We start from the raw sequence: 19,971 nt of genomic DNA, 5'->3' as shown, positions 1-19,971 counted from the left end.
TTGTTCAAAGAGAGTTATTGATCAAAAATAGTTATTCAAGAACACAAGTTAAGGCCACTTTATCCATGGATACCATTCATACGCTTAGCCAATTGCTCACCAATAGTGGTAGCCAATATCGGATCTTTGATTTAGGAAGACGCATCTGCCCGATTGAAAATACACACTTTTCTCAAGTAGAAAAAGGTCAACAACCGTATCCCTATCCATTGCAGCGTCATGCTCATCTTGCTATCGCGTATTGGAACCAAGCCCAACAACCTTGGATCTGGTTTCTTAAATTCTCTTTGGATGAACGCGGCCTACTCAAACAAGCTGAGATAGGTAACTTCATCAAGTTTGTACTTGAAGCGATGGGGTCACGTTTGCATCAAGATCTCAGCGATGAGCAGCAGCAAAAGCTTGCCAATAACCCTTATACCTTTAAACCGAGCGACGACAAAATGGCAGTATTCCACAGCCAAATACGCGCCCAGTTGAACCTACCATCAAGCCAATATTATGAGCATGCGCAACACTATTTTAGTGGGGATTTAGGCTGGGAAAACTGGCAGACGGTCGGCTTACAAGGCATTACTGATATTTGTGCTCGTTTAAACAAAGAACAAAATAGCGTGTTACTAAGGAAAGCATTAAACCACCTCCCCGCTCAGCCTTTGTATGCCCTGCTGGGGGCACTCGAACATAGTGCACCGTTGAATGATAAGTTGGCGCTGCGTTTGCAAGAGATGGCAATGCTGCACATCGAAAGCCACGAACCTGATCTGTTCTTACTCTCTGCCTTAATACGAGCCTTATCAGGTACGAATAATGCACTCACCGCGACCTTGGTTGAACGTATTCTGCAAAGCCCACGCTTGAGCCATCAAGAGATATTAATTGCCATTGCAGGGCGCTCGTGGCATGTATTGTCTAACCCATTGCTTGCCGAAACGTTTTTATTACGCTTGGCGCAAACAGGCAATCAAGCCCTCTTTAACCAGCTCTTTGCTGATTTAGTGATGCTGCCAGAACTGCGAATGGTACTGCTGCCACTGCTGCATTCTAGCCCTTCGTTCGAATTAGCCGATGCCTTAATTCGCTTACAGCAAGCGACCAAAACTCAATAACTGGAATGTTTATGCTAGGCGATCTATTGGCTATTTTATTACTCAGCTTGGGCTGCTTTCTTTTCTGGCAACAGCGTCGCCAAGCCGAATTGGCAAAAGCGGCGATCAGTCGAAAATGCGAACAACTCGACTTACAGCTGATCAGCGTTGCTTTTGGACGCCACAAATTCAAAACGCCAGAAGGACTCTGGCGTTGGCATACTGTTTATTGGTTTGAGTTTTCTGCACTAGGTGACGACTGCTACCAAGGTGAATTACAAATGATAGGCTTTAGGCCATCTGCTTTTCATTTGCCGCCTCATCGTATGTAAACTCAAATTCCCAATAAGGGCCAAAAACATCTTCTTTCTCACCCAACAGCTCAAAGCCGAGTTTTTTGAGTACCGCAATAGAGGCATGGTGGCCAATATTAGCAGTGGCTGTAATTTTTTGTCGTTGCAATTGGTAGGCTGCTTTAGGTAAAAAAGCCTTCAATGCCTCAGTTGCAATGCCTTTGCCCCAATACAATTTATCAAACAGAAAACCGAGTTCTGCTCGCTCTTCGTCAAGTTCAATGAACAAATGCCCCATGTATTCGCGGTTATAATTATCTAACACCGCCATTGCGTACAAATGAGGATCATGAAGCACTCGTTGAAAAAGCTGTTTTGCTGAAGCGACCGTTTTAGGGCCATTCATCTGTGCCCGATTTTTGGCGCAACAATTGAGCATCAAAAAATCAGACTCTAACGAATCGGTGTAAGGGAGAAGAAGCGTTCTTCTTGTTACGGTTGTCACGTACAATCCTTGTTAGCCGCAAAATAATACCGAAAGACTCAACTAGGCTCAGGGCAATACGCCTTAGCCCAGATAAAATCTGGTACTCTATTTTTGCAAAGAAGCCGAAAATTAAACCAACCGAACGATGAGGTAATTGATCTAGATTGTTTTTTTGTTGTTATTATTTTGCTGCACTTATCATATGAACTTTTTTTGAAGCAACAACACGCTAAAGCCAGAATGCAAGTAATAAGAAAAGCCTCAACACGCATGTGTCGAGGCTTAAAGTCTTACTCGCAGCAGTCCAGCTACTAAATTGTGTGCTCCATGCATCATCCATAATAGTGGCCAATTCTTCGGCTCATCCTGCATCGCCATCCTAGCGGTGTCCAAACTTTCCATGGTACTAACACTCCGGTCAATACTCATCACTTGTTCCTTGAGCGGTGTCCATAACATCATCCTGATGTTGTCCTGCCTTATCCACAAGGTGTCCATCGCCAATCCATGCAGCTCGCATCCTGCCAACTGTTGTATCCTTACGCTGTCCTAGCATCCTGCGTGGTTATTCTTCGTGAACAACCTTGTCTTCTTCCTGAAGAGACCAAACCTTGGTGCTTTGTAATTCCTTGTCAGAATCCTTCCGACAGGGTTCAATTTACTCGTTTGGCTTTAAGAAACAATCACCTAAAAATATCATTTTTAAAAAAACAACCTAAAGAAATAGATATATTAATTAAAAACAAATAGTTATAAAAAAATCACCACCAAACACTGCGTTAAACACTGTGATTTCTTACAAACAATGTGCGAGATCTCTTACATCACTTCGCCACTTTTGCTCTTGGTAAATAAAAGGTAAGATCACAGCCACTCACAAAAAGGACAACCTATGCTCACAAAAGATGTCACTCAAGAACTAGAAAGCATCTTGACTCTCTTACAACAACAAGGAAAGGAACCGAGTGTGGCCTTAGTAAAGTCACGTCTTAGCACCTCAGTGCCAATGCCAGCCTTGATTGCAACCATCAAAAGTTGGAAAAATGCACACCGAGTTCCCAAAGTAGAAGTGAGCGTTAGTACGGAAAATAGCGCGAACAAGGTAGCCGAACTTGAAACGCAACTAGCCGCTTTGTCAGCCCGAGTAGCAGCCCTAGAGGCACAACTAACCGAGAAGTAATTGAATGATGAAAATTTGGGTGGACGCCGATGCATGTCCGAAAGTAATTCGTGAAACCATTGTCCGCGCAGCCGAAAGGACGGGCGTTGAATGTACTTTTGTGGCCAATCATGTCGTTCCGATTCCGCAACGATCCAACATTCGTTCACTGCAAGTCCCCAGTGGTTTTGATGTTGCCGATAACGAAATCGTCAAACGGGTAGAAGTGGGCGATTTGGTAATTACTTCCGATATTCCGCTGGCCGATGAAGTGATAACCAAAGGTGGCTTGGCACTCAATTCTCGTGGTGAGCTGTATACCAAAGAGACCATCAAGGCTCGCCTCAATATTCGAGATTTTATGGACACAATGCGATCAAGCGGTATCCAAACTGGCGGACCAAGTGCGCTTTCTCAAACAGAACGACGCGAATTTGCCAACCATTTGGATCGCATTTTGGCTAAAGCGAACAAATAACCACGTTTTGACGGTTGGACAATCACTAGCCTGTCCAACCGTTTCTCTTCATTAGCGCTGAACCGCCTTAAATCTTGGATTGGTTTTACAAATTACATATAAACGACCGCGTCTTTTGACGATTTGACAATCTGGATGACGTGATTTTGCGCTTTTTAATGAACTTAATACTTTCATAGTTTACTCCTTACCAAACTGAGCAAAGCGACGATTGAAATTCGCCACTCGTCCTTCTTTTTGAACAACTCGCTGCTTACCGGTGTAATACGGATGCGATTCAGACGACACATCTAAGGTGAAATAAGGATAGGTGTTGCCATCTTCCCACTCGATCGTCCGATCAGTTTTTAGCGTTGAACCCACAATAAAATACTTATCCACACTGGTGTCGTGGAAAACCACTTTTTGGTATGGCGGATGAATTCCGTCTTTCATCAATTTCCCCTCACTTAAATTGTTATGTTATAACATGCCAATTAATAATCATTACCAAGAAGAAAAGCAAGCTTAAATATGATATTTTTCTCAACCAACGTGAAAAAAGACGGATACGGATATGCACACCATTGCTCCGATTGGTACTATTGAAACGCCTTATAAAGAAAAATTTGCCGTTCCTCGCCAACCTCGCTTAGTGGCGAGCGCAAGCGCGAGAGTCAAGCTCATCGGTCACGCTAATTGCTTAGAGTCGGTGCGAGGCATCGAACAATTTAGCCATGTCTGGTTACTTTTTCTGTTTGACCAAAACCTCGATGCCGGTTGGAAACCGACGGTGCGCCCACCGCGCTTAGGCGGAAATGAGCGGATCGGCGTATTTGCTTCACGGGCCACGTTTCGACCTAACGGTATCGGTATGTCTGCCGTTGAATTGAAAGGCGTCACTCAACAAGGTGATCAGGTTTATTTGGAACTAGGCAGCGTAGATTTAGTCGATAACACACCGATCATTGACATCAAACCCTATATTCCCTATTCCGATTCGATAGCCACAGCCAGCGGTGGCTATGCCGAGAGCGAGCCCGACAAGATCGCAGTGACCTTTAGCCAAGCGGCGTTAACAGCACTGAATGCGCGTGCAGATCACGACATGGTTAAAGCCGTCATAGAGCAAGTGCTGGCTCAAGACCCTCGCCCAGCCTATAAGAAACACAAAATCGATCATAAAGAATATGCGGTAAATCTGTTCGATCTGAACGTAAAATTCACTATCGCAAACAACTTAGTCTCAGTAACCGCAATAGAACGCTTTTGACAAAGCCGATTGGCTGATATTATTAGCGGCTTAATTCTAGCCTCTCATTGGAGAGCGCTTTTAACCATCATGAAACGGATACCATAGAATGCGTACCAGTAAATATCTTCTTTCTACTTTGAAGGAGACTCCAAACGACGCAGAAGTCGTGAGCCATCAGCTCATGTTACGTGCAGGTATGATCCGTAAGCTGGCTTCAGGTCTTTATACCTGGCTGCCTACTGGTCTACGTGTGCTGCGTAAAGTCGAAAACATCGTTCGTCAAGAGATCGACAATGCCGGTGCAATCGAAACCTTGATGCCCGTTGTGCAACCGTTTGAACTGTGGGAAGAGACAGGCCGCTCTGAGAAAATGGGCCCTGAGCTACTTCGCTTTACTGACCGCCATACTCGTCCGTTTGTGCTTAGTCCAACAGCAGAAGAAGTAATCACCAGCTTGGTACGCAACGAAGTCAGCTCTTACAAGCAATTGCCGCTGAACCTGTACCAGATTCAAACCAAATTCCGTGATGAGAGACGTCCTCGTTTTGGTGTGATGCGTGCTCGTGAATTCTGCATGATGGATGCCTATAGCTTTGATATTGATAAAGCAGGCTTAGAGAAATCTTACCAAGCGATGCACGAAGCTTACTGTAAAGCCTTCGATCGCATGGGGCTTGATTACCGCCCAGTACTAGCCGACACCGGCGCTATCGGTGGTAACGGCTCTCATGAGTTCCATGTATTGGCTGAAAGTGGTGAAGACATCATCGCCTTCTCAACTGAATCGGATTACGCCGCCAACATCGAAAAAGCGGAAGCCATTGCGCCAGCCGTTGAGCGCGCCGCGCCAACTCAAGAGATGACGCAGGTTGATACGCCAAACGCCAAAACCATCGCTGAATTGGTTGAGCAGCATGGCCTACCGATTGAGAAAACAGTTAAAACACTGTTTGTAAAAGCATCTGATGAGATCGATGCCTCTATCGTGGCACTGATTATCCGTGGTGATCATGAACTCAATGAAATCAAAGCCGAGAAACTCGCTGAAGTTGCCGCTCCGCTAGAAATGGCTAGCGAAGAAGAGATTCGCGCACTGATTGGCGCAGGCCCAGGCTCTCTTGGCCCTGTTGGTCTTGAATTGCCGTTTATCGTTGATCACAGCGTAGCCGTCATGAGCGATTTTGGCGCAGGAGCCAACATCGATGGCAAACACTACTTTGGCATCAACTGGGGCCGTGACGTTGAGCTAGCGAAAGTGGAAGACCTCCGTAACGTCGTTGAAGGCGACCCAAGCCCATGTGGCAAAGGGACACTAATGCTCAAACGCGGTATCGAAGTGGGTCATATTTTCCAATTGGGTACTAACTACTCTGAGAAAATGAACTGTGGCGTTCTTGATTCCAATGGTAAAAACACCATTTTAGAGATGGGTTGTTACGGCATTGGTGTATCACGCGTTGTAGCATCAGCCATCGAACAAAACAACGATAAATACGGCATCATCTGGCCTGACGCGATCGCACCTTTCCAAGTGGCGATTGTCCCCATGAACATGCACAAATCAGAGCGCGTCCAACAAGCTGCTGAAAAGCTGTATGCGGAATTGACCGCAGCTGGTATTGAAGTGCTATTTGATGATCGTAAAGAGCGCCCGGGCGTAATGTTCTCAGATATGGAACTGATCGGTGTACCACATACCATCATTATTGGCGATCGCAGTATGGATGAGGGCAACTTCGAATATAAACATCGCCGCAGTGGTGAGAAGTCGGCCGTCGCTATGAATGAAATAGTCTCCTTTATTAATGCTCAAATCGCCTAATAAAGTGTGCTCTTGAAAAGGTTGCCTAAATGGCAACCTTTTTTATTTTGTCACCAGCCACACAAGCTTTTTCAAGCATATTAATCTTCGATTCATCTACGGTGATCTATTCTTTAATCCATTATTAATGGAGGTGACCTATGGATCTAAAAAGTTTACTTAACCAAGCATTGAATTCAGACATCGTAAAACAAGGTTCAAGCCAACTCGGCGCTATCACACAAGATTCAAGTAAACTCAAAACCTTAGGAGCTGGTGCACTCGGTGGTGGCCTAATCGGTTTATTGATGGGCTCGAAGAAAGCAAAAAAAATAGGCACTAAAGTGATAGGGATTGGTGGAGCAGCGGCGCTCGGCGCACTAGCCTATAAAGCGTATAATGACTGGCAAGCAAAACAAACTACCACTCAACCGCAGTCTAGCTTTGACCCTAATGATGCTAGCCACAGCACGCTGATCCTAAAAGCGATGATTGCCGCCGCAAAAGCTGATGGCCATGTGGATGAACAAGAAATGGCGAAAATTGAGCAAGCCATCTCTGAAATGGGCGCAGATAACCAATTGCAGCAGCTGGTAAAAAATGAGCTGCATAAACCGCTCGATCCCACGGCTATTGCACAGTTAGCCACAACGCCCGCACAAGCGAGTGAGCTTTATCTGGCCTCTTTACTTATCGCCGATGAACAAAATTTCATGGAAAAAGCGTATCTGAACGAGCTTGCTAAGCAACTACAGCTAGCCGACGATCTGGTCATGGCGCTAGAGCAGCAAGTGAACGCTTAAAGTTTCATCACATGCAATCAGAGCTTGCGCAAACGCAAGTTCTGATTTTGTCTTTGCCAAACGTAATGTGTATATTGAGAGCCATTATCATTAGTTAGGATTTAATCTATGCAAGTTTACGGTTGTTGTGAATTAGTGCGCGAGCTTTATGCGCAGATAGGCAGTGGTGATCAAGCTTATATTCCTCAAGCAATCTCCTGCGCCATCAAAACCTTGAATGATGTCGCAGCAGACGAATCGCTGCCAAAAGCGGTTCGAGAGCAAGCAGCCTTTGCGGCAGCTAACTTGCTGATTTCTGATTTCGAGGATAAGTGATGAATTTAGCCAATTTTGCCTCGATGGATCCAATCATGCTGATGAGCATCATCAATATGAAGCTACGTGATGATTTTAATGGCGATCTTGATAAGCTGGCGGATGACTTTGATATCGATCGGGCGGCATTAGAAGCTCGCTTAGCCAGTGCAGGCTTTGAGTTTTTACCGCAAATCGGTCAATTTCGTTAAGGCATAAAAAACCCGCTAATTTAAAGCGGGTTTTCGTTCAAATAACAGTTCTTAAAGCACAGCACTCAGATTTTTTGTACTAAGCTTTTTTCTCTTTTCTTGCCAGAGCCTTACGCTCATTGCGTTTCGCTTGGTTCTCAATAAAGCCACTGAGCTCTTTTTCCGCCCAAGCTTGTGCTTGTGCTTCGCTTTCAAAACCCATTTCGCGCTTTGAAACAACACTTCTGCGAGAGGTCACTTGACGTACGATTTCCGCCGCCCAACCATTGCGCTTTTCAGTCACTTTGATGGTAAATTTTTTACTTTCTGACATTTTCGTTTTCCTAAGGGAATAATAAGGGATTACTCATCAACGTTTGTCGCGCGCCATTATATTATATGGCGGCGGATGTTGAACACCATCCCTTGGTAAGCGCGGCATTAGAGCACAAATCACAATTTTTTTCTGCATTTTTTACAAAAAATTCATCCTCAAAGTAAACAAAAAAGCCGCTGAGTTGCAGCGGCTGGAATAACAAGACTAAGTCGTTTCTCTCACTGGCGACAAGGTGAGTTACCCTAAGTTCTTACGTGCATTTTGGAACATACGCATCCATGGGCTGTTTTCACCCCAAGAATCAGGATGCCAAGAGTTCGCTACCGTGCGGAACACGCGCTCTGGGTGCGGCATCATGATCGTCACACGGCCATCTTGAGTCGTTAAGCCTGTAATGGCATTTGGTGAACCATTTGGGTTGTTCGGATATTGCTGCGTGGCATGGCCGTTGTTATCCACAAAACGCAGCGCAACGGTGCCTGATTGTTCAATCGCCGTTAAATGTGCCGTATCACGAACTTCAACGCGCCCTTCGCCATGCGAAACCGCAATCGGCATGCGCGAGCCAGCCATCTCATTAAAAAACAGTGAATCAGATTGCTGCACTTCCACTAAGCTAAAGCGCGCTTCAAAACGCTCTGATTCATTGCGCACAAAACGCGGCCATAAATCCGCACCAGGGATTAACTCTTTCAAATTCGACAGCATTTGACAGCCGTTACACACTCCTAGCGAGAAAGTATCTTCACGTTGGAAGAAACGTTGGAACTGTTCACGAGCTTGTACATTAAACAGCACTGATTTCGCCCAGCCTTCGCCCGCGCCCAATACGTCACCATAAGAGAACCCACCACATGCGACGAGGCCTTGGTACTCTTCAAGCACCGCTTGACCCGTTAAGATGTCGCTCATGTGTATATCGGTTGTTTCAAAGCCTGCGCGATCAAACGCTGCCGCCATTTCAACGTGTGAGTTAACCCCTTGCTCGCGCAAAATAGCCATTTTTGGCTTCACGCCTTTAGCAATATACGGTGCCGCAACATCTTGTTGCACGTCAAAGCTCAAACTGACGTTAAGACCTTTATCACTGTTATCTTGTTTTGCTGCAAACTCTTGATCCGCGCACTGCGGGTTATCGCGTAGCGCTTGCATTTTATGCGTAGTTTCAGCCCAAATGGTGCGAAGTTCGGTGCGGTTACGCACAACAATAGGTTGTTCACCAGCGGTAATGGCTAGTTCATCAGAAGCGTCAACACGACCGATAACGTGTGAACACGCTTGTAAACCATGCGCCGTTAGCGTCGAGATCACCGTCTCTAAATCGTGGCGACGAACTTGAATGACTGCGCCCAGCTCTTCATTAAATAACGCGGCCAATGCATCATCACCTAGCGCGGCGATATCGGCTTTCACGCCACAATGACCAGCAAAGGCCATTTCAGCTAGAGTAACGAATAAACCACCGTCACCTTTATCGTGATAGGCAATAATCTGCTGATTCGCGACCAAGGTTTGGATCGCTTCATAGAAGGCTTTAAGCTGCGCCGTATTATCTACGTCTGCGGGTTTATCACCCAACTGTTTGTAGACTTGTGCTAACGCCGTTGCGCCCAAGCGATTCTTACCATTACCTAAATCAATCAAAACCAGTGAGGTTTCGCCCTTATCGGTTCTTAACTGAGGGGTGATGGTGTTACGTACATCTTCAACACGAGCAAATGCCGTGATCACCAATGATAGCGGAGAGGTCACTTCTTTTTGTTCGCCATTTTCATCCCATTTGGTCTTCATCGACATCGAATCTTTACCCACTGGGATAGTCAGGCCGAGCGCAGGACAAAGCTCTTCACCGACCGCTTTTACTGCCTCATACAAACCAGCATCTTCACCTGGGTGACCCGCTGGTGACATCCAGTTCGCCGACAACTTAATGTGTTTGATATCACCGATATGGGTAGCGGCAATATTGGTGATCGCTTCGCCCACGGCTAAACGTGCCGATGCCCCAAAATCCAGCAAGGCAACTGGCGTGCGCTCACCCATCGACATCGCTTCGCCATGGTAAGTATCATAACTTGCCGCAGTGACCGCGCAGTTTGCTACTGGCACTTGCCACGGACCAACCATTTGGTCACGAGCGACCAAGCCAGTGACGGTTCGGTCACCAATGGTGATGAGGAAGGTTTTTTCTGCAACCGCAGGGAGACGCAGTATACGATCAATCGCTTCGTTCAATTCGATATCACGGCGATCAAGTGCTGGATTATTAACTTTCAGCGTCTTCACATCACGATACATTTTAGGTGTTTTGCCAAGCAATACGTCCATCGGCATATCAATTGGCGTATTGTCGAAATGTGAATCTTCCAATTTCAGTTCACGCTCTTCAGTGGCAATGCCCACAACAGCATAAGGCGCGCGCTCACGTTGGCAAATGGCGTCAAAGCGCGCCATGTTTTCTGGCGCTACAGCCAGTACGTAACGCTCTTGTGATTCATTACACCAAATTTCAAGCGGGCTCATTCCCGGCTCATCGTTAGGTACATCACGCAGTTGGAAAATACCGCCACGTTCACCATCATCAACAAGCTCAGGCAATGCGTTTGAGATACCACCAGCGCCCACATCATGGATAAAGGCGATCGGATTCGCCTCACCGAGTTGCCAGCAGCGATCAATCACCTCTTGGCAGCGGCGTTCCATCTCTGGGTTTTCACGCTGTACCGACGCAAAATCAAGATCTTCCGCAGATTGACCAGATGCCATAGAAGAAGCGGCCCCCCCACCAAGGCCAATGTTCATTGCCGGACCACCAAGCACAATTAAGCTCGCGCCAACAGGGATCTCTTTTTTCTGCACATGCTCGTCGCGGATATTCCCCATCCCACCAGCAATCATGATTGGTTTGTGATAACCACGCACTTCTTCACCAGCATGAGAGTTAACTTTCTCTTCGTAAGTACGGAAGTAACCTAACAAGTTTGGACGACCAAATTCGTTGTTAAAAGCCGCGCCACCGAGCGGGCCTTCCAGCATAATATCAAGTGCCGTGACAATGCGCCCCGGTTTACCAAAATCCGTTTCCCAAGGCTGCACAAAATTAGGAATACGCAAGTTTGAAGTAGTAAAACCGACTAACCCGGCTTTAGGTTTTCCACCAATCCCCGTTGCACCTTCGTCACGAATTTCACCACCGGAACCCGTTGATGCGCCCGGCCAAGGAGCAATCGCCGTCGGGTGGTTGTGTGTTTCCACCTTCATTAAAATATGCGCTTTTTCATGGTGATAACCATATTGGCGTGTCTCTGGATCAGGGAAAAAACGCCCAACTTCTGAACCCACCATGACGGCGGCATTATCTTTATAGGCAGACAGCACGTGATCAGGAGTCACTTCATAAGTGTTTTTGATCATCTTAAACAGCGATTTATCTTGCTTAACGCCATCAATAGTCCAATCGGCATTGAAGATTTTATGGCGACAATGCTCAGAGTTTGCTTGAGCAAACATCATTAATTCGATATCGGTTGGATTACGCTCAAGCTTAGTGACGAAGCTTTCGAACAAATAATCAATTTCATCGTCAGCCAATGCAAGCCCAAGGGTAACGTTTGCTTTTTCAAGCGCTGAGCGGCCGCCATTCAGCAAGTCGACGTACGCTACGGGAGCTGGTTCAGCGACTTTAAACAGTGAGGTTGCTGATTCGAAATCGGTAAACACGACTTCCATCATTCGGTCGTACAGCAGGGAATAAAGCGTAACAAGTTGCGGTTGAGAAAGTTCGCGATCTAATTCGATGTAGTAAGCCGTGCCTCGCTCTAAGCGCTTCACCTCATTCAAACCACAGTTATGCGCAATATCCGTCGCTTTGGAAGACCAAGGCGAGATGGTTCCAGGGCGAGGAGTGACCAGTAAAAGAAGACCTTGTGGCTCATGTTCTTGAATCGTTGGGCCATAAGTGAGTAGTTTCTCTAATTTTTCAAGGGATTGAGCGTCTAAATCCGCAGAGAGATCAGCAAAATGCATGAACTCCGCGTAAATACCCGATACAGGCAGTTGCTGTTCACGACAAAGTTCAACGAGTTTGTTAACACGAAACTCAGAAAGCGCTGGGGAGCCACGCAAAATTCTCATGTGCTTAGGTCTCTTATACAGTGGGTTGAGGTGTAATTGGAATGAATTCAAAATCATTAAAATACAATAAGTTAATAAAAGAAAACTGAATACATACCAATTTCACCTCGTGATTTCGAACGCATTATAAAGGAATTCTTTTTGTGACGTAACACCAAAAGCAACCGTTTGCGTCATTTTTTTTGTCAAATTTGAAATACAGCCACATTAGCGTGGTCACCGACACTTTTTCATCCGTTTTTGATCTGAAACTTTGCCAATATGGCCGCCTTTGATATAAAGGCAGTAATTGATGTAAGAGATCGCTCATAAATGCCAAAGTATTATCTGATTCAGCTTCATCGCTCATTGTCCATTTTCCTACTCACTCTTTTTGTTGTCGGTTGCCAAATCGATTCAGATCCTAAAAGCGAGCTTGACCATATTCGTGAACGTGGCGTATTGCGAGTGGGTACGTTGAACAATCAACTCTCCTACTACATTGGCCCAGATGGCCCTGCAGGGCTGGACTACGAACTAGCACGCGAATTTGCCAATCAGCTTGGGGTTAAACTAGAGATGAAACCCGCTTATCGGTTGTCTAGTCTCTTTCCTGCACTGAAAAATGGGGAAATCGACGTTGTTGCAGCGGGGTTAAGTCAATCGAATCAACGCTTGAATGAGTACAGAACAGGGCCCGCTTATTACTATGTCAGCCAACAAGTCGTCTATAAGAAAGGCAACTGGCGTCCAAGAAATTTAAAACAATTACTGGAAAAACAACCGGAACTGATTGCTGGTCATGAAGGTGACAGCGTTTTTTCTATCGTGAATGAATCCCACTTTGAGAATACACTCAGCGACATTAAACAGATCTACCCAGAGTTTCAGTACAATGTGAATAATAACGCCGACGTTAACGACCTTTTAAAACAGGTTTCGAATGGCGAACTGCTATTTACCATGGCTGATTCGGTCGAAGTCTCGCTGTCGCAGCGAATCTACCCTGACTTAGCCGTCGCCTTTGAATTAACTGAAGATCAGCCTATCGCTTGGTATATGCGTCGTTCTGAAGATGAAAGCTTATACGCCTTGATGATTGAGTTTTTTGGCAACCTTAAACAATCTGGTCAATTAGCGGCCTTGGAAGAGAAATATATTGGTCACGTGGGCACGTTTGATTATGTCGATACGCGCGCCTTTATTAGAGCACTCGATGTCCGCTTACCAAAATGGGCCCCTCTTTTCCAACAATATTCTGACGAGTTTGATTGGCGATTGATTGCCGCCTTAGCTTATCAAGAGTCTCACTGGAATCCATTAGCTAAATCCCCCACCGGGGTCCGCGGTATGATGATGTTGACTCTCCCTACGGCAAGAAGTGTTGGTGTCGCCAATCGACTCGATCCGGAACAATCGATTCGTGGTGGTGTCGAATACCTGCGTCGGATGGTACAGCGTATACCAGACTCCATCCCAGAACATGAGAAAATTTGGTTTGCTCTCGCTTCCTATAACGTCGGCTATGGGCATATGATGGATGCAAGACGCTTAACCAAGCAACAAGGTGCGAACCCTGATTCATGGACTGAAGTCAAAGAACGCCTCCCTCAACTGAGACAAAAGAAATACTTCAGCCAGACTCGATATGGCTACGCGCGAGGTGACGAAGCCAAGGCCTACGTTGAAAATATTCGTCGCTATTATCAAAGTATTATTGGCCATGTTGATCAACAAAAGCAGATAGACAATAGTTCAGGTACTGATGATTTGGTTGTGATCAGTATTGAGGAGGAGGAGGCCGCGTTAGAAGCGATGGAATCGGCCGATGAGGCGCAGGATAATCAGTATCTCGACCCCGTAGCTCAATAAGCATAACAATAGCTAAATCTTCCACGTTGAACAAAAATTGCACACTTGATTTCCAAGTGTGCAGCCCATACATCAAAACGTGAAAAAGATCGTTTCCTAAGTTTCATATTATGGTAACAATCCTGCACTATAAAGGCAGATTAAGATTGTCATAAGGCACCCTAAACCATTAGGGATCATTGTCAAAACTCAGCAGTAGGAGGTTGTTTATGCTTAAACGTAAAAAGCTATCAAAACACCTTAATAAAACGGTGGCAGCGAACCGTCGTAAGCGTATGTTATCCAATAATAAAAAGAAAATTATCTGGCGTAACCGTGCATTTATGCAATTAATCTCTGCTTAACCTTCAGCGGCAAACATCTACTCAAAGTGGATGTTTGCTAAAGCCCATCACTCTGTTGTTTATTCCGCTGTTTTTCCGCCTGTATCTCTGCGCGTCTTCGTCTAAAAAAAGATTGCAGTTGCTCCCGACACTCCTCTTCTAACAATCCTTTATCGACCGTCGCGTAATGATAGGAGGCTTGGCTTTCAAATAAATTCAGCACCGTACCGGCCGCCCCAGCTTTGAGATCTGGAGCGCCAAAGACAATCCTTTTGACTCGGCTATGCAGCAGTGCGCCTGCGCACATTGGACAGGGCTCTAAAGTGACGTATAAGGTAGTATCAAGCAAACGATAATTTTGTAACCGTTGACCTGCTTGACGCAAAGCCTGAATTTCAGCGTGCGCTGTCGCATCATGTTGACCAATAGAGGCATTCCAACCTTCAGCAATGATTTCGCCATCTTTAACAAGCACAGCGCCCACAGGCACTTCACCTGCTTGTTCTGCAAGATTGGCAAGCGCGATGGCTCGGCGCATAAACTTTTGATCTTGAACGGTAAACTGTGTATTCATATATCCTATTTTCTCTTTCACTAGCCTTTGCCGTTAGCGGACGATAGCCGTTCTGCCAGAAAATCCACCAGCAGCCTAACTTTTGAGGACAAATGGCGATTTTGTGGGTATAAGGCCCATACACCTTCACGATCATCTCGGTACTGATGTAGCACTTCTTGCAACTCACCCGAGAGCAAATACGGCTCTACATAATAGTCGGGCAATTGTGCGATTCCAATCCCTTGCAACGCGGCATTCAATAACGCCACACCGCTGTTGCATTTAATTTTTCCTTTAACACCGATTTCGCGAGAGCGTTGCTGATCCTTAAATCGCCAATAGTTCATAGTGCCTTGTAAACATTGGTGATGAACCAACTCTGACAATGAATAGGGAGTGCCATATTTCACCAAATAGTCAGGGCTAGCGCAGACAAACAGTTGTCGGTTGGATAACTTTTTGCCAATAAAACTCGAATCATCTAACTGCCCTAATCGTACGGCGACATCAATTCCTTCCGCAATCAGATCCAATTTTTGGTTAGTGAGTATCAGTTCCAACTCCAATTGAGGATGTAACTGTAAAAACTCATGCAGCAAAGGCGCGACTTTCTGCTCACCATAAGTCACCGGAGCGGTCACTTTCAGTAAACCTGACGGCGTTTGCTGCATCTGCGTGACAGCAAGATCAGCCTGCGCTAAGCCTTCAACCAATTGCCGACACTGATGATAATAGAGTTGACCCGCTTCGGTCAGGGAGACTCGCCGCGTGGTACGTTGCAACAACTTTACCGCCAAGCGCTCTTCTAATAGCGCAATACGTCGACTGACATTCGCCACTGATGTCGATAGTTTGTGCGCTGCTGCGGTAAAACTTCCAGTTTCAGCCACCGCAACAAATTCATGAATGCCTTCCCAACTCGCCATCTTAATTATTACTGATAAGTAAAAGTGATTCTTATTTTAGACCGATTATCAAATTTCAAGAAGGGAATATACTGTCACTCTCCCCAACTCACTTGAAACTTCAAGTAATGTGCAAAGGAAAATCTTATGTCATCACATCAATTCATTAAATCTCGCGCGGCGATTGCGTGGGGGCCAAATCAACCACTAAAAGTCGAGGAGGTTGACGTTATGTTGCCCCAAAAAGGCGAAGTGTTGGTGCGTATTATTGCGAGCGGCGTTTGTCATACCGATGCCTTTACGCTATCTGGTGAAGACCCTGAAGGGATTTTTCCGGTTATCCTCGGCCACGAAGGCGGCGGTATCGTTGAGAGGATTGGTGAAGGGGTAACCAGCGTCGAGGTAGGAGATCATGTCATTCCCTTGTACACCGCAGAGTGTGGTGAATGCAAATTCTGTAAATCAGGTAAAACTAACCTGTGCCAAGCAGTACGTGAAACGCAAGGAAAAGGATTAATGCCGGATGGCACTACACGTTTCTATAAAGACGGCCAACCCATTTTCCATTATATGGGTTGCTCCACCTTTTCTGAGTATACCGTGTTGCCAGAAATTTCCTTGGCTAAGGTCAATAAAGCGGCTCCATTAGAAGAGGTCTGCTTGCTCGGTTGTGGTGTCACAACGGGCATGGGCGCGGTGCTCAATACGGCCAAAGTTAAACAAGGTGATACTGTGGCCATCTTTGGCCTAGGCGGCATCGGGCTTTCCGCCATTATTGGTGCAAGAATGGCCGGTGCCAGCCGTATTATTGGCATTGATATCAATGAGAGTAAGTTTGAGCTTGCTACTCAGCTTGGTGCAACGGACTGCCTGAACCCGAAAACTCTGACTAAGCCAATCCAAGAAGTGATTATTGAGATGACTGATGGCGGTGTTGATTTTTCTTTTGAGTGCATCGGTAACGTCAATGTAATGCGCCAAGCGTTAGAATGCTGCCATAAAGGCTGGGGAGAATCGGTCATTATTGGTGTGGCTGGCGCGGGCCAAGAAATATCAACTCGCCCTTTCCAATTAGTGACGGGCCGAGTATGGCGTGGTAGTGCATTTGGCGGCGTAAAAGGCCGCTCGGAACTGCCACACATTGTCGAGCGCTATCTGGCGGGCGAATTTGGTTTGCAAGAGTTTATTACCCATACCATGGGTTTAGAGGATATAAACCAAGCCTTTGATTTAATGCATAAAGGCGAAAGTATTCGTTCTGTGATTCATTTTGACCAATAAGCCTTAATAGCCAGCCCTTTTTTCTTAAAGGGCTGGGTGGGGAAACTTGCTATGCACATTGAAAACATTAGCCAAGCCAAAGTATTTGAAGGCTGGCATAAACAGTACACGCACTCATCACAAGTACTAGGGTGCAGTATGCGTTTTGCTATTTATCTTCCACCTCAAGCGGCCTATCAATCGGTTCCGGTGTTGTATTGGTTATCCGGCTTAACATGCAGCGATGAAAACTTCATGCAAAAAGCTGGCGCATTTCAAAGCGCGGCTAAGCTCGGTATCGCGATTGTTGCCGCCGATACCAGCCCAAGAGGTGAAGGTGTTCCTGACGACCCGCAAGGAGCGTATGATTTTGGCCTTGGCGCAGGATTTTACCTCAACGCAACTCAAGCGCCTTGGGATAAGCACTACCAAATGTACAGCTACATTGTGCAAGAACTTCCAGCCTTAATAGAGCAACATTTTCCCGTAAACCAACAGCGAGCGATTGCAGGACACAGTATGGGTGGCCATGGTGCGTTAACCATCGGATTGAAAAACCCTCAACGCTATCGCTCGATTTCAGCCTTTAGCCCGATAAGCAACCCAATACACTGCCCTTGGGGGAAAAAAGCATTTCGCCACTACCTTGGTAATAACCAGCAAGATTGGAAACAATACGATGCGGTTGAATTGCTCACCACTCACTCATCATCCTTACCCATTTTGGTTGACCAAGGAGAGGAAGACCCATTTTTACACGAACAGCTTAAACCTGAACGCTTACTCGCCGCTGCACAAGCGAGCAATAGCCCACTCTCGTTAAGAATGCATAAAGGTTATGATCACAGTTATTTTTTCATTCAAAGTTTCATTGATGATCACTTAGCATTTCACGCACAGCATCTGCACAAATAAGATTGAAAAAGCCCGCGATACACTCGCGGGCTTTAAATTCAGACTCGATAAATAATGTTAACGCTACAAGCTGTATGTGTAAGGCGCTTGCACCCCTAGCGGAATACCAAAAGCCCAGTAAGCGAGCAGGAACAGCGTCCAACCAATCAGCATCGCAATGGAGAAAGGCATCATCATTGAAGCCAAGGTGCCAATGCCCGTCGATTTTACATAACGTTGGCAATACACCACGACTAATGGGAAGAAGACCATCAGTGGAGAGATAATGTTAGAAACCGAATCGCCCACGCGGTAAGCCGCTTGCGATAGCTCGGGAGAAATCCCTACCGCCATCAGCATAGGTACCAGAATTGGACCAATCAATGCCCATTTTGCCGAGGCCGAACCCACCAGCAAATTAACGCTAGCCGTAAGTAAAATCATCCCCACAATCGTTGCTTGGCCGGGTAAGTCCATCGCTTTTAGGCCTTCGGCGCCATACAATGCCAACATAGTACCAATATTAGACTGACCAAACGCTGATAAGAACTGAGCACAGAAGAACGACATCACTATGTATGCGCCCATCGTAGCCATGGTGCCAGACATCGCTTTTATCACGTCATTACTGTTTTTAAAGGTGCCAGCCACTCGGCCATACACAATTCCCGGAATAATAAACAAGATAAAAATCAAAGGAACGATCGACTTCATCACTGGCGCAGAAAAGGCCGTTAGCTCACCATCAGGCGAACGCAGTGCTGAGCTTTCTGGGATCAAAGCCGCTACTAGTAATGCAATACCTACCACCATTGCCCAGCCAGCAAAACGAAATGCTCTCGATTCCGTTGCGCTGAATGTTCCTAGATCAGGCGCTATTTCCGCATCTTCATCGACAGGCATATTCGCTAGACGAGGTTCAATAATTTTCTCAGTCACATACCAACCAATCGCGACGATGATCACCGAAGATAAACCCGTGAAGAAAATGTTCGCCAGCGGATTCACTATGTATTGAGGATCCAAAATTTGTGCGGCGGTTTGTGTAAAACCAGCGAGCAAAGGATCAATACCAGAAGGGATAAAGTTCGCTGAAAAGCCACCAGAAACACCAGCAAATGCGGCTGCAATACCGGCCAGTGGATGACGCCCTGCCGCATGGAAAATAATCCCACCCAGAGGAATAACCAATACATAACCAGCATCAGCAGCCGTATGCGACACTATCGCCACCAAAATCAGCATCGGTGTTAGTAGTTTCGCTGGCGTGAAATTTAGCATTTTCTTAAGGCCTGTAGTGATAAACCCTGAAGAATCAGCCACTCCCACACCGAGCATGGCAACCAGCACGATACCTAGCGGCGCAAAGCTGGTGAATGTGGTCACCATATTGGCTAGAAAACTCGCGAGCGCTTTACCTGTCAGTAGGTTATTAACTTGCAGTGCTTCACCCGTTCGAGGGTTGGTCAAATCAAATGTCACATTCGATAACAGTGCCGATGAAACCCAAACAATAATCAGTGCCCAGAAAAACAAAATCGCAGGGTCAGGAATTTTATTTCCTGCACGTTCAATAAAATTTAAAAAGCGATCCATACCGCTCGGCTTCGGAAATGGTGCTTGTTTTACGACTTGGTTACTCATTCGTAACTCCATATGTGATGTTGCTGCTGTAGGCCTATATCAATTTATTTAGCCGACCTATTAATCGTCGGTTATTCTATAAAAAAGCCTCAACCAAAGCACAAGCTTCTACAGTTTTTTACAAAAACGGGGACATATTTTGCAAAAATAGCATTCCACCACAACAATCCAAACACATTCTTATGCTCTTTTTTCCTACAAATCAGTAACCAATTTGCAAAATCAAATATTTCATTTTT

General features: G+C 45.9%; 21 protein-coding genes. 13 read left to right on the top strand and 8 right to left on the bottom strand.

From position 1 onward, the window contains the following. Window positions 1–65 precede the first annotated feature (65 nt). Window positions 66–1,109 carry a DUF3549 family protein gene (locus AACQ79_RS17125; protein ID WP_170899439.1) on the top strand — a complete coding sequence of 348 codons (1,044 nt, stop codon included), beginning with the start codon at window positions 66–68 and terminating at the stop codon, window positions 1,107–1,109. A gap of 11 nt (window positions 1,110–1,120) precedes the next feature. Then, window positions 1,121–1,420, top strand: a complete 300-nt coding sequence (locus tag AACQ79_RS17120; protein WP_017045584.1) for a DUF3301 domain-containing protein — start codon at window positions 1,121–1,123, stop codon at window positions 1,418–1,420. On the opposite strand, the gene AACQ79_RS17115 is transcribed toward AACQ79_RS17120, so the two are convergent. Next, window positions 1,380–1,892: a GNAT family N-acetyltransferase gene (locus tag AACQ79_RS17115; protein WP_013857407.1), complete on the bottom strand. Its 513-nt coding sequence runs from the start codon at window positions 1,890–1,892 to the stop codon at window positions 1,380–1,382. The genes AACQ79_RS17120 and AACQ79_RS17115 overlap by 41 nt on opposite strands. 868 nt (window positions 1,893–2,760) lie before the next feature. Between AACQ79_RS17115 and AACQ79_RS17110 the strand changes: the two genes are divergently transcribed. Both AACQ79_RS17110 and AACQ79_RS17105 read left to right on the top strand, forming a co-directional pair. Next, on the top strand, window positions 2,761–3,048 hold the full coding sequence (locus AACQ79_RS17110; protein ID WP_013857408.1) for a hypothetical protein: 288 nt from the start codon (window positions 2,761–2,763) through the stop codon (window positions 3,046–3,048). 7 nt (window positions 3,049–3,055) lie between these two features. Continuing rightward, window positions 3,056–3,505, top strand: a complete 450-nt coding sequence (locus AACQ79_RS17105; RefSeq protein ID WP_026027673.1) for a YaiI/YqxD family protein — start codon at window positions 3,056–3,058, stop codon at window positions 3,503–3,505. A gap of 51 nt (window positions 3,506–3,556) precedes the next feature. On the opposite strand, the gene ykgO is transcribed toward AACQ79_RS17105, so the two are convergent. Beyond that, window positions 3,557–3,682, bottom strand: coding sequence for a type B 50S ribosomal protein L36 (ykgO, locus tag AACQ79_RS17100; protein ID WP_010319082.1), 126 nt, complete (start codon window positions 3,680–3,682; stop codon window positions 3,557–3,559). Window positions 3,683–3,685: 3 nt separating this feature from the next. Then, entirely contained in the window at window positions 3,686–3,940 is a 255-nt protein-coding gene (locus AACQ79_RS17095; protein WP_010319081.1) for a type B 50S ribosomal protein L31, read from the bottom strand. A 121-nt stretch (window positions 3,941–4,061) separates the two neighbouring features. Here AACQ79_RS17095 and tsaA point away from each other — a divergent pair, with 121 nt between their 5' ends. The 5 genes from tsaA (at window position 4,062) to AACQ79_RS17070 (ending at window position 7,849) form a co-directional block, all read left to right on the top strand. Further along, window positions 4,062–4,757, top strand: a complete 696-nt coding sequence (gene tsaA / locus AACQ79_RS17090; RefSeq protein WP_047688902.1) for a tRNA (N6-threonylcarbamoyladenosine(37)-N6)-methyltransferase TrmO — start codon at window positions 4,062–4,064, stop codon at window positions 4,755–4,757. Between the two features lie 88 nt (window positions 4,758–4,845). Beyond that, complete coding sequence (locus AACQ79_RS17085) at window positions 4,846–6,561, top strand: proline--tRNA ligase (RefSeq protein WP_017047972.1); 1,716 nt, start codon at window positions 4,846–4,848, stop codon at window positions 6,559–6,561. Window positions 6,562–6,701: 140 nt separating this feature from the next. Then, on the top strand, window positions 6,702–7,343 hold the full coding sequence (locus AACQ79_RS17080; protein ID WP_088731992.1) for a tellurite resistance TerB family protein: 642 nt from the start codon (window positions 6,702–6,704) through the stop codon (window positions 7,341–7,343). A gap of 108 nt (window positions 7,344–7,451) precedes the next feature. Then, entirely contained in the window at window positions 7,452–7,658 is a 207-nt protein-coding gene (locus AACQ79_RS17075) for a YaeP family protein (protein ID WP_010319078.1), read from the top strand. Continuing rightward, entirely contained in the window at window positions 7,658–7,849 is a 192-nt protein-coding gene (locus tag AACQ79_RS17070) for a DUF4250 domain-containing protein (RefSeq protein ID WP_010319077.1), read from the top strand. The genes AACQ79_RS17075 and AACQ79_RS17070 overlap by 1 nt, the downstream gene beginning before the upstream one ends. Window positions 7,850–7,928: 79 nt before the next feature. Here the strand turns inward: AACQ79_RS17070 and AACQ79_RS17065 are convergent, their stop codons facing one another. Together AACQ79_RS17065 and purL are read right to left on the bottom strand one after the other, a co-directional pair. Continuing rightward, the gene (locus tag AACQ79_RS17065) at window positions 7,929–8,162 is read right to left on the bottom strand and encodes a DUF3622 domain-containing protein (RefSeq protein WP_010319076.1); all 234 of its coding nucleotides are present in this window, start codon (window positions 8,160–8,162) and stop codon (window positions 7,929–7,931) included. A gap of 240 nt (window positions 8,163–8,402) precedes the next feature. Next, window positions 8,403–12,299 (bottom strand): phosphoribosylformylglycinamidine synthase, encoded by a 3,897-nt coding sequence (gene purL / locus AACQ79_RS17060; RefSeq protein ID WP_170899438.1) that lies wholly within the window; start codon window positions 12,297–12,299, stop codon window positions 8,403–8,405. 312 nt (window positions 12,300–12,611) lie between these two features. Here purL and mltF point away from each other — a divergent pair, with 312 nt between their 5' ends. Together mltF and AACQ79_RS17050 are read left to right on the top strand one after the other, a co-directional pair. Continuing rightward, a complete protein-coding gene (mltF, locus tag AACQ79_RS17055) occupies window positions 12,612–14,150 on the top strand; it encodes a membrane-bound lytic murein transglycosylase MltF (protein WP_013857418.1) in 1,539 nt (512 codons plus the stop codon). A 209-nt stretch (window positions 14,151–14,359) separates the two neighbouring features. Beyond that, window positions 14,360–14,494 (top strand): hypothetical protein, encoded by a 135-nt coding sequence (locus AACQ79_RS17050; RefSeq protein ID WP_254917022.1) that lies wholly within the window; start codon window positions 14,360–14,362, stop codon window positions 14,492–14,494. 37 nt (window positions 14,495–14,531) lie between these two features. Here AACQ79_RS17050 and tadA read toward each other — a convergent pair whose 3' ends face one another. Together tadA and AACQ79_RS17040 are read right to left on the bottom strand one after the other, a co-directional pair. Beyond that, window positions 14,532–15,047, bottom strand: a complete 516-nt coding sequence (tadA, locus tag AACQ79_RS17045) for a tRNA adenosine(34) deaminase TadA (RefSeq protein ID WP_170888572.1) — start codon at window positions 15,045–15,047, stop codon at window positions 14,532–14,534. 20 nt (window positions 15,048–15,067) lie between these two features. Further along, window positions 15,068–15,955, bottom strand: coding sequence for a LysR family transcriptional regulator (locus tag AACQ79_RS17040; protein WP_019281152.1), 888 nt, complete (start codon window positions 15,953–15,955; stop codon window positions 15,068–15,070). A gap of 126 nt (window positions 15,956–16,081) precedes the next feature. On the opposite strand from AACQ79_RS17040, the gene AACQ79_RS17035 reads away from it, so the two are divergent. Both AACQ79_RS17035 and fghA read left to right on the top strand, forming a co-directional pair. Continuing rightward, window positions 16,082–17,215 carry an S-(hydroxymethyl)glutathione dehydrogenase/class III alcohol dehydrogenase gene (locus AACQ79_RS17035; RefSeq protein ID WP_017045590.1) on the top strand — a complete coding sequence of 378 codons (1,134 nt, stop codon included), beginning with the start codon at window positions 16,082–16,084 and terminating at the stop codon, window positions 17,213–17,215. Window positions 17,216–17,266: 51 nt separating this feature from the next. Then, on the top strand, window positions 17,267–18,109 hold the full coding sequence (gene fghA, locus AACQ79_RS17030; protein ID WP_170899437.1) for an S-formylglutathione hydrolase: 843 nt from the start codon (window positions 17,267–17,269) through the stop codon (window positions 18,107–18,109). A 63-nt stretch (window positions 18,110–18,172) separates the two neighbouring features. Here fghA and AACQ79_RS17025 read toward each other — a convergent pair whose 3' ends face one another. Next, the gene (locus tag AACQ79_RS17025) at window positions 18,173–19,732 is read right to left on the bottom strand and encodes an AbgT family transporter (RefSeq protein WP_170899436.1); all 1,560 of its coding nucleotides are present in this window, start codon (window positions 19,730–19,732) and stop codon (window positions 18,173–18,175) included. Window positions 19,733–19,971 lie beyond the last annotated feature (239 nt).

The sequence above is a fragment of the Vibrio sp. 3-2(1) genome (genome assembly GCF_963887575.1).
Lineage (GTDB): Bacteria > Pseudomonadota > Gammaproteobacteria > Enterobacterales > Vibrionaceae > Vibrio > Vibrio anguillarum.
The sequence above is the reverse complement of the archived record's forward strand: the minus strand, read 5'-3'. Positions and strand labels throughout refer to the sequence as shown.

What these genes read in the sequence shown, in the direction of transcription:
- AACQ79_RS17075 (WP_010319078.1), top strand. Translation starts at nt 7,452, where the DNA reads ATGCAAGTTTACGGTTGTTGTGAATTAGTGCGCGAGCTTTATGCGCAG.
- AACQ79_RS17105 (WP_026027673.1), top strand. Translation starts at nt 3,056, where the DNA reads ATGAAAATTTGGGTGGACGCCGATGCATGTCCGAAAGTAATTCGTGAA.
- AACQ79_RS17025 (WP_170899436.1), bottom strand. Translation starts at nt 19,732, where the DNA reads ATGAGTAACCAAGTCGTAAAACAAGCACCATTTCCGAAGCCGAGCGGT.
- AACQ79_RS17065 (WP_010319076.1), bottom strand. Translation starts at nt 8,162, where the DNA reads ATGTCAGAAAGTAAAAAATTTACCATCAAAGTGACTGAAAAGCGCAAT.
- AACQ79_RS17040 (WP_019281152.1), bottom strand. Translation starts at nt 15,955, where the DNA reads ATGGCGAGTTGGGAAGGCATTCATGAATTTGTTGCGGTGGCTGAAACT.
- fghA (WP_170899437.1), top strand. Translation starts at nt 17,267, where the DNA reads ATGCACATTGAAAACATTAGCCAAGCCAAAGTATTTGAAGGCTGGCAT.
- AACQ79_RS17095 (WP_010319081.1), bottom strand. Translation starts at nt 3,940, where the DNA reads ATGAAAGACGGAATTCATCCGCCATACCAAAAAGTGGTTTTCCACGAC.
- AACQ79_RS17070 (WP_010319077.1), top strand. Translation starts at nt 7,658, where the DNA reads ATGAATTTAGCCAATTTTGCCTCGATGGATCCAATCATGCTGATGAGC.
- ykgO (WP_010319082.1), bottom strand. Translation starts at nt 3,682, where the DNA reads ATGAAAGTATTAAGTTCATTAAAAAGCGCAAAATCACGTCATCCAGAT.
- AACQ79_RS17125 (WP_170899439.1), top strand. Translation starts at nt 66, where the DNA reads ATGGATACCATTCATACGCTTAGCCAATTGCTCACCAATAGTGGTAGC.
- tsaA (WP_047688902.1), top strand. Translation starts at nt 4,062, where the DNA reads ATGCACACCATTGCTCCGATTGGTACTATTGAAACGCCTTATAAAGAA.
- AACQ79_RS17035 (WP_017045590.1), top strand. Translation starts at nt 16,082, where the DNA reads ATGTCATCACATCAATTCATTAAATCTCGCGCGGCGATTGCGTGGGGG.
- AACQ79_RS17120 (WP_017045584.1), top strand. Translation starts at nt 1,121, where the DNA reads ATGCTAGGCGATCTATTGGCTATTTTATTACTCAGCTTGGGCTGCTTT.
- AACQ79_RS17085 (WP_017047972.1), top strand. Translation starts at nt 4,846, where the DNA reads ATGCGTACCAGTAAATATCTTCTTTCTACTTTGAAGGAGACTCCAAAC.
- AACQ79_RS17050 (WP_254917022.1), top strand. Translation starts at nt 14,360, where the DNA reads ATGCTTAAACGTAAAAAGCTATCAAAACACCTTAATAAAACGGTGGCA.
- AACQ79_RS17080 (WP_088731992.1), top strand. Translation starts at nt 6,702, where the DNA reads ATGGATCTAAAAAGTTTACTTAACCAAGCATTGAATTCAGACATCGTA.
- tadA (WP_170888572.1), bottom strand. Translation starts at nt 15,047, where the DNA reads ATGAATACACAGTTTACCGTTCAAGATCAAAAGTTTATGCGCCGAGCC.
- mltF (WP_013857418.1), top strand. Translation starts at nt 12,612, where the DNA reads ATGCCAAAGTATTATCTGATTCAGCTTCATCGCTCATTGTCCATTTTC.
- AACQ79_RS17110 (WP_013857408.1), top strand. Translation starts at nt 2,761, where the DNA reads ATGCTCACAAAAGATGTCACTCAAGAACTAGAAAGCATCTTGACTCTC.
- purL (WP_170899438.1), bottom strand. Translation starts at nt 12,299, where the DNA reads ATGAGAATTTTGCGTGGCTCCCCAGCGCTTTCTGAGTTTCGTGTTAAC.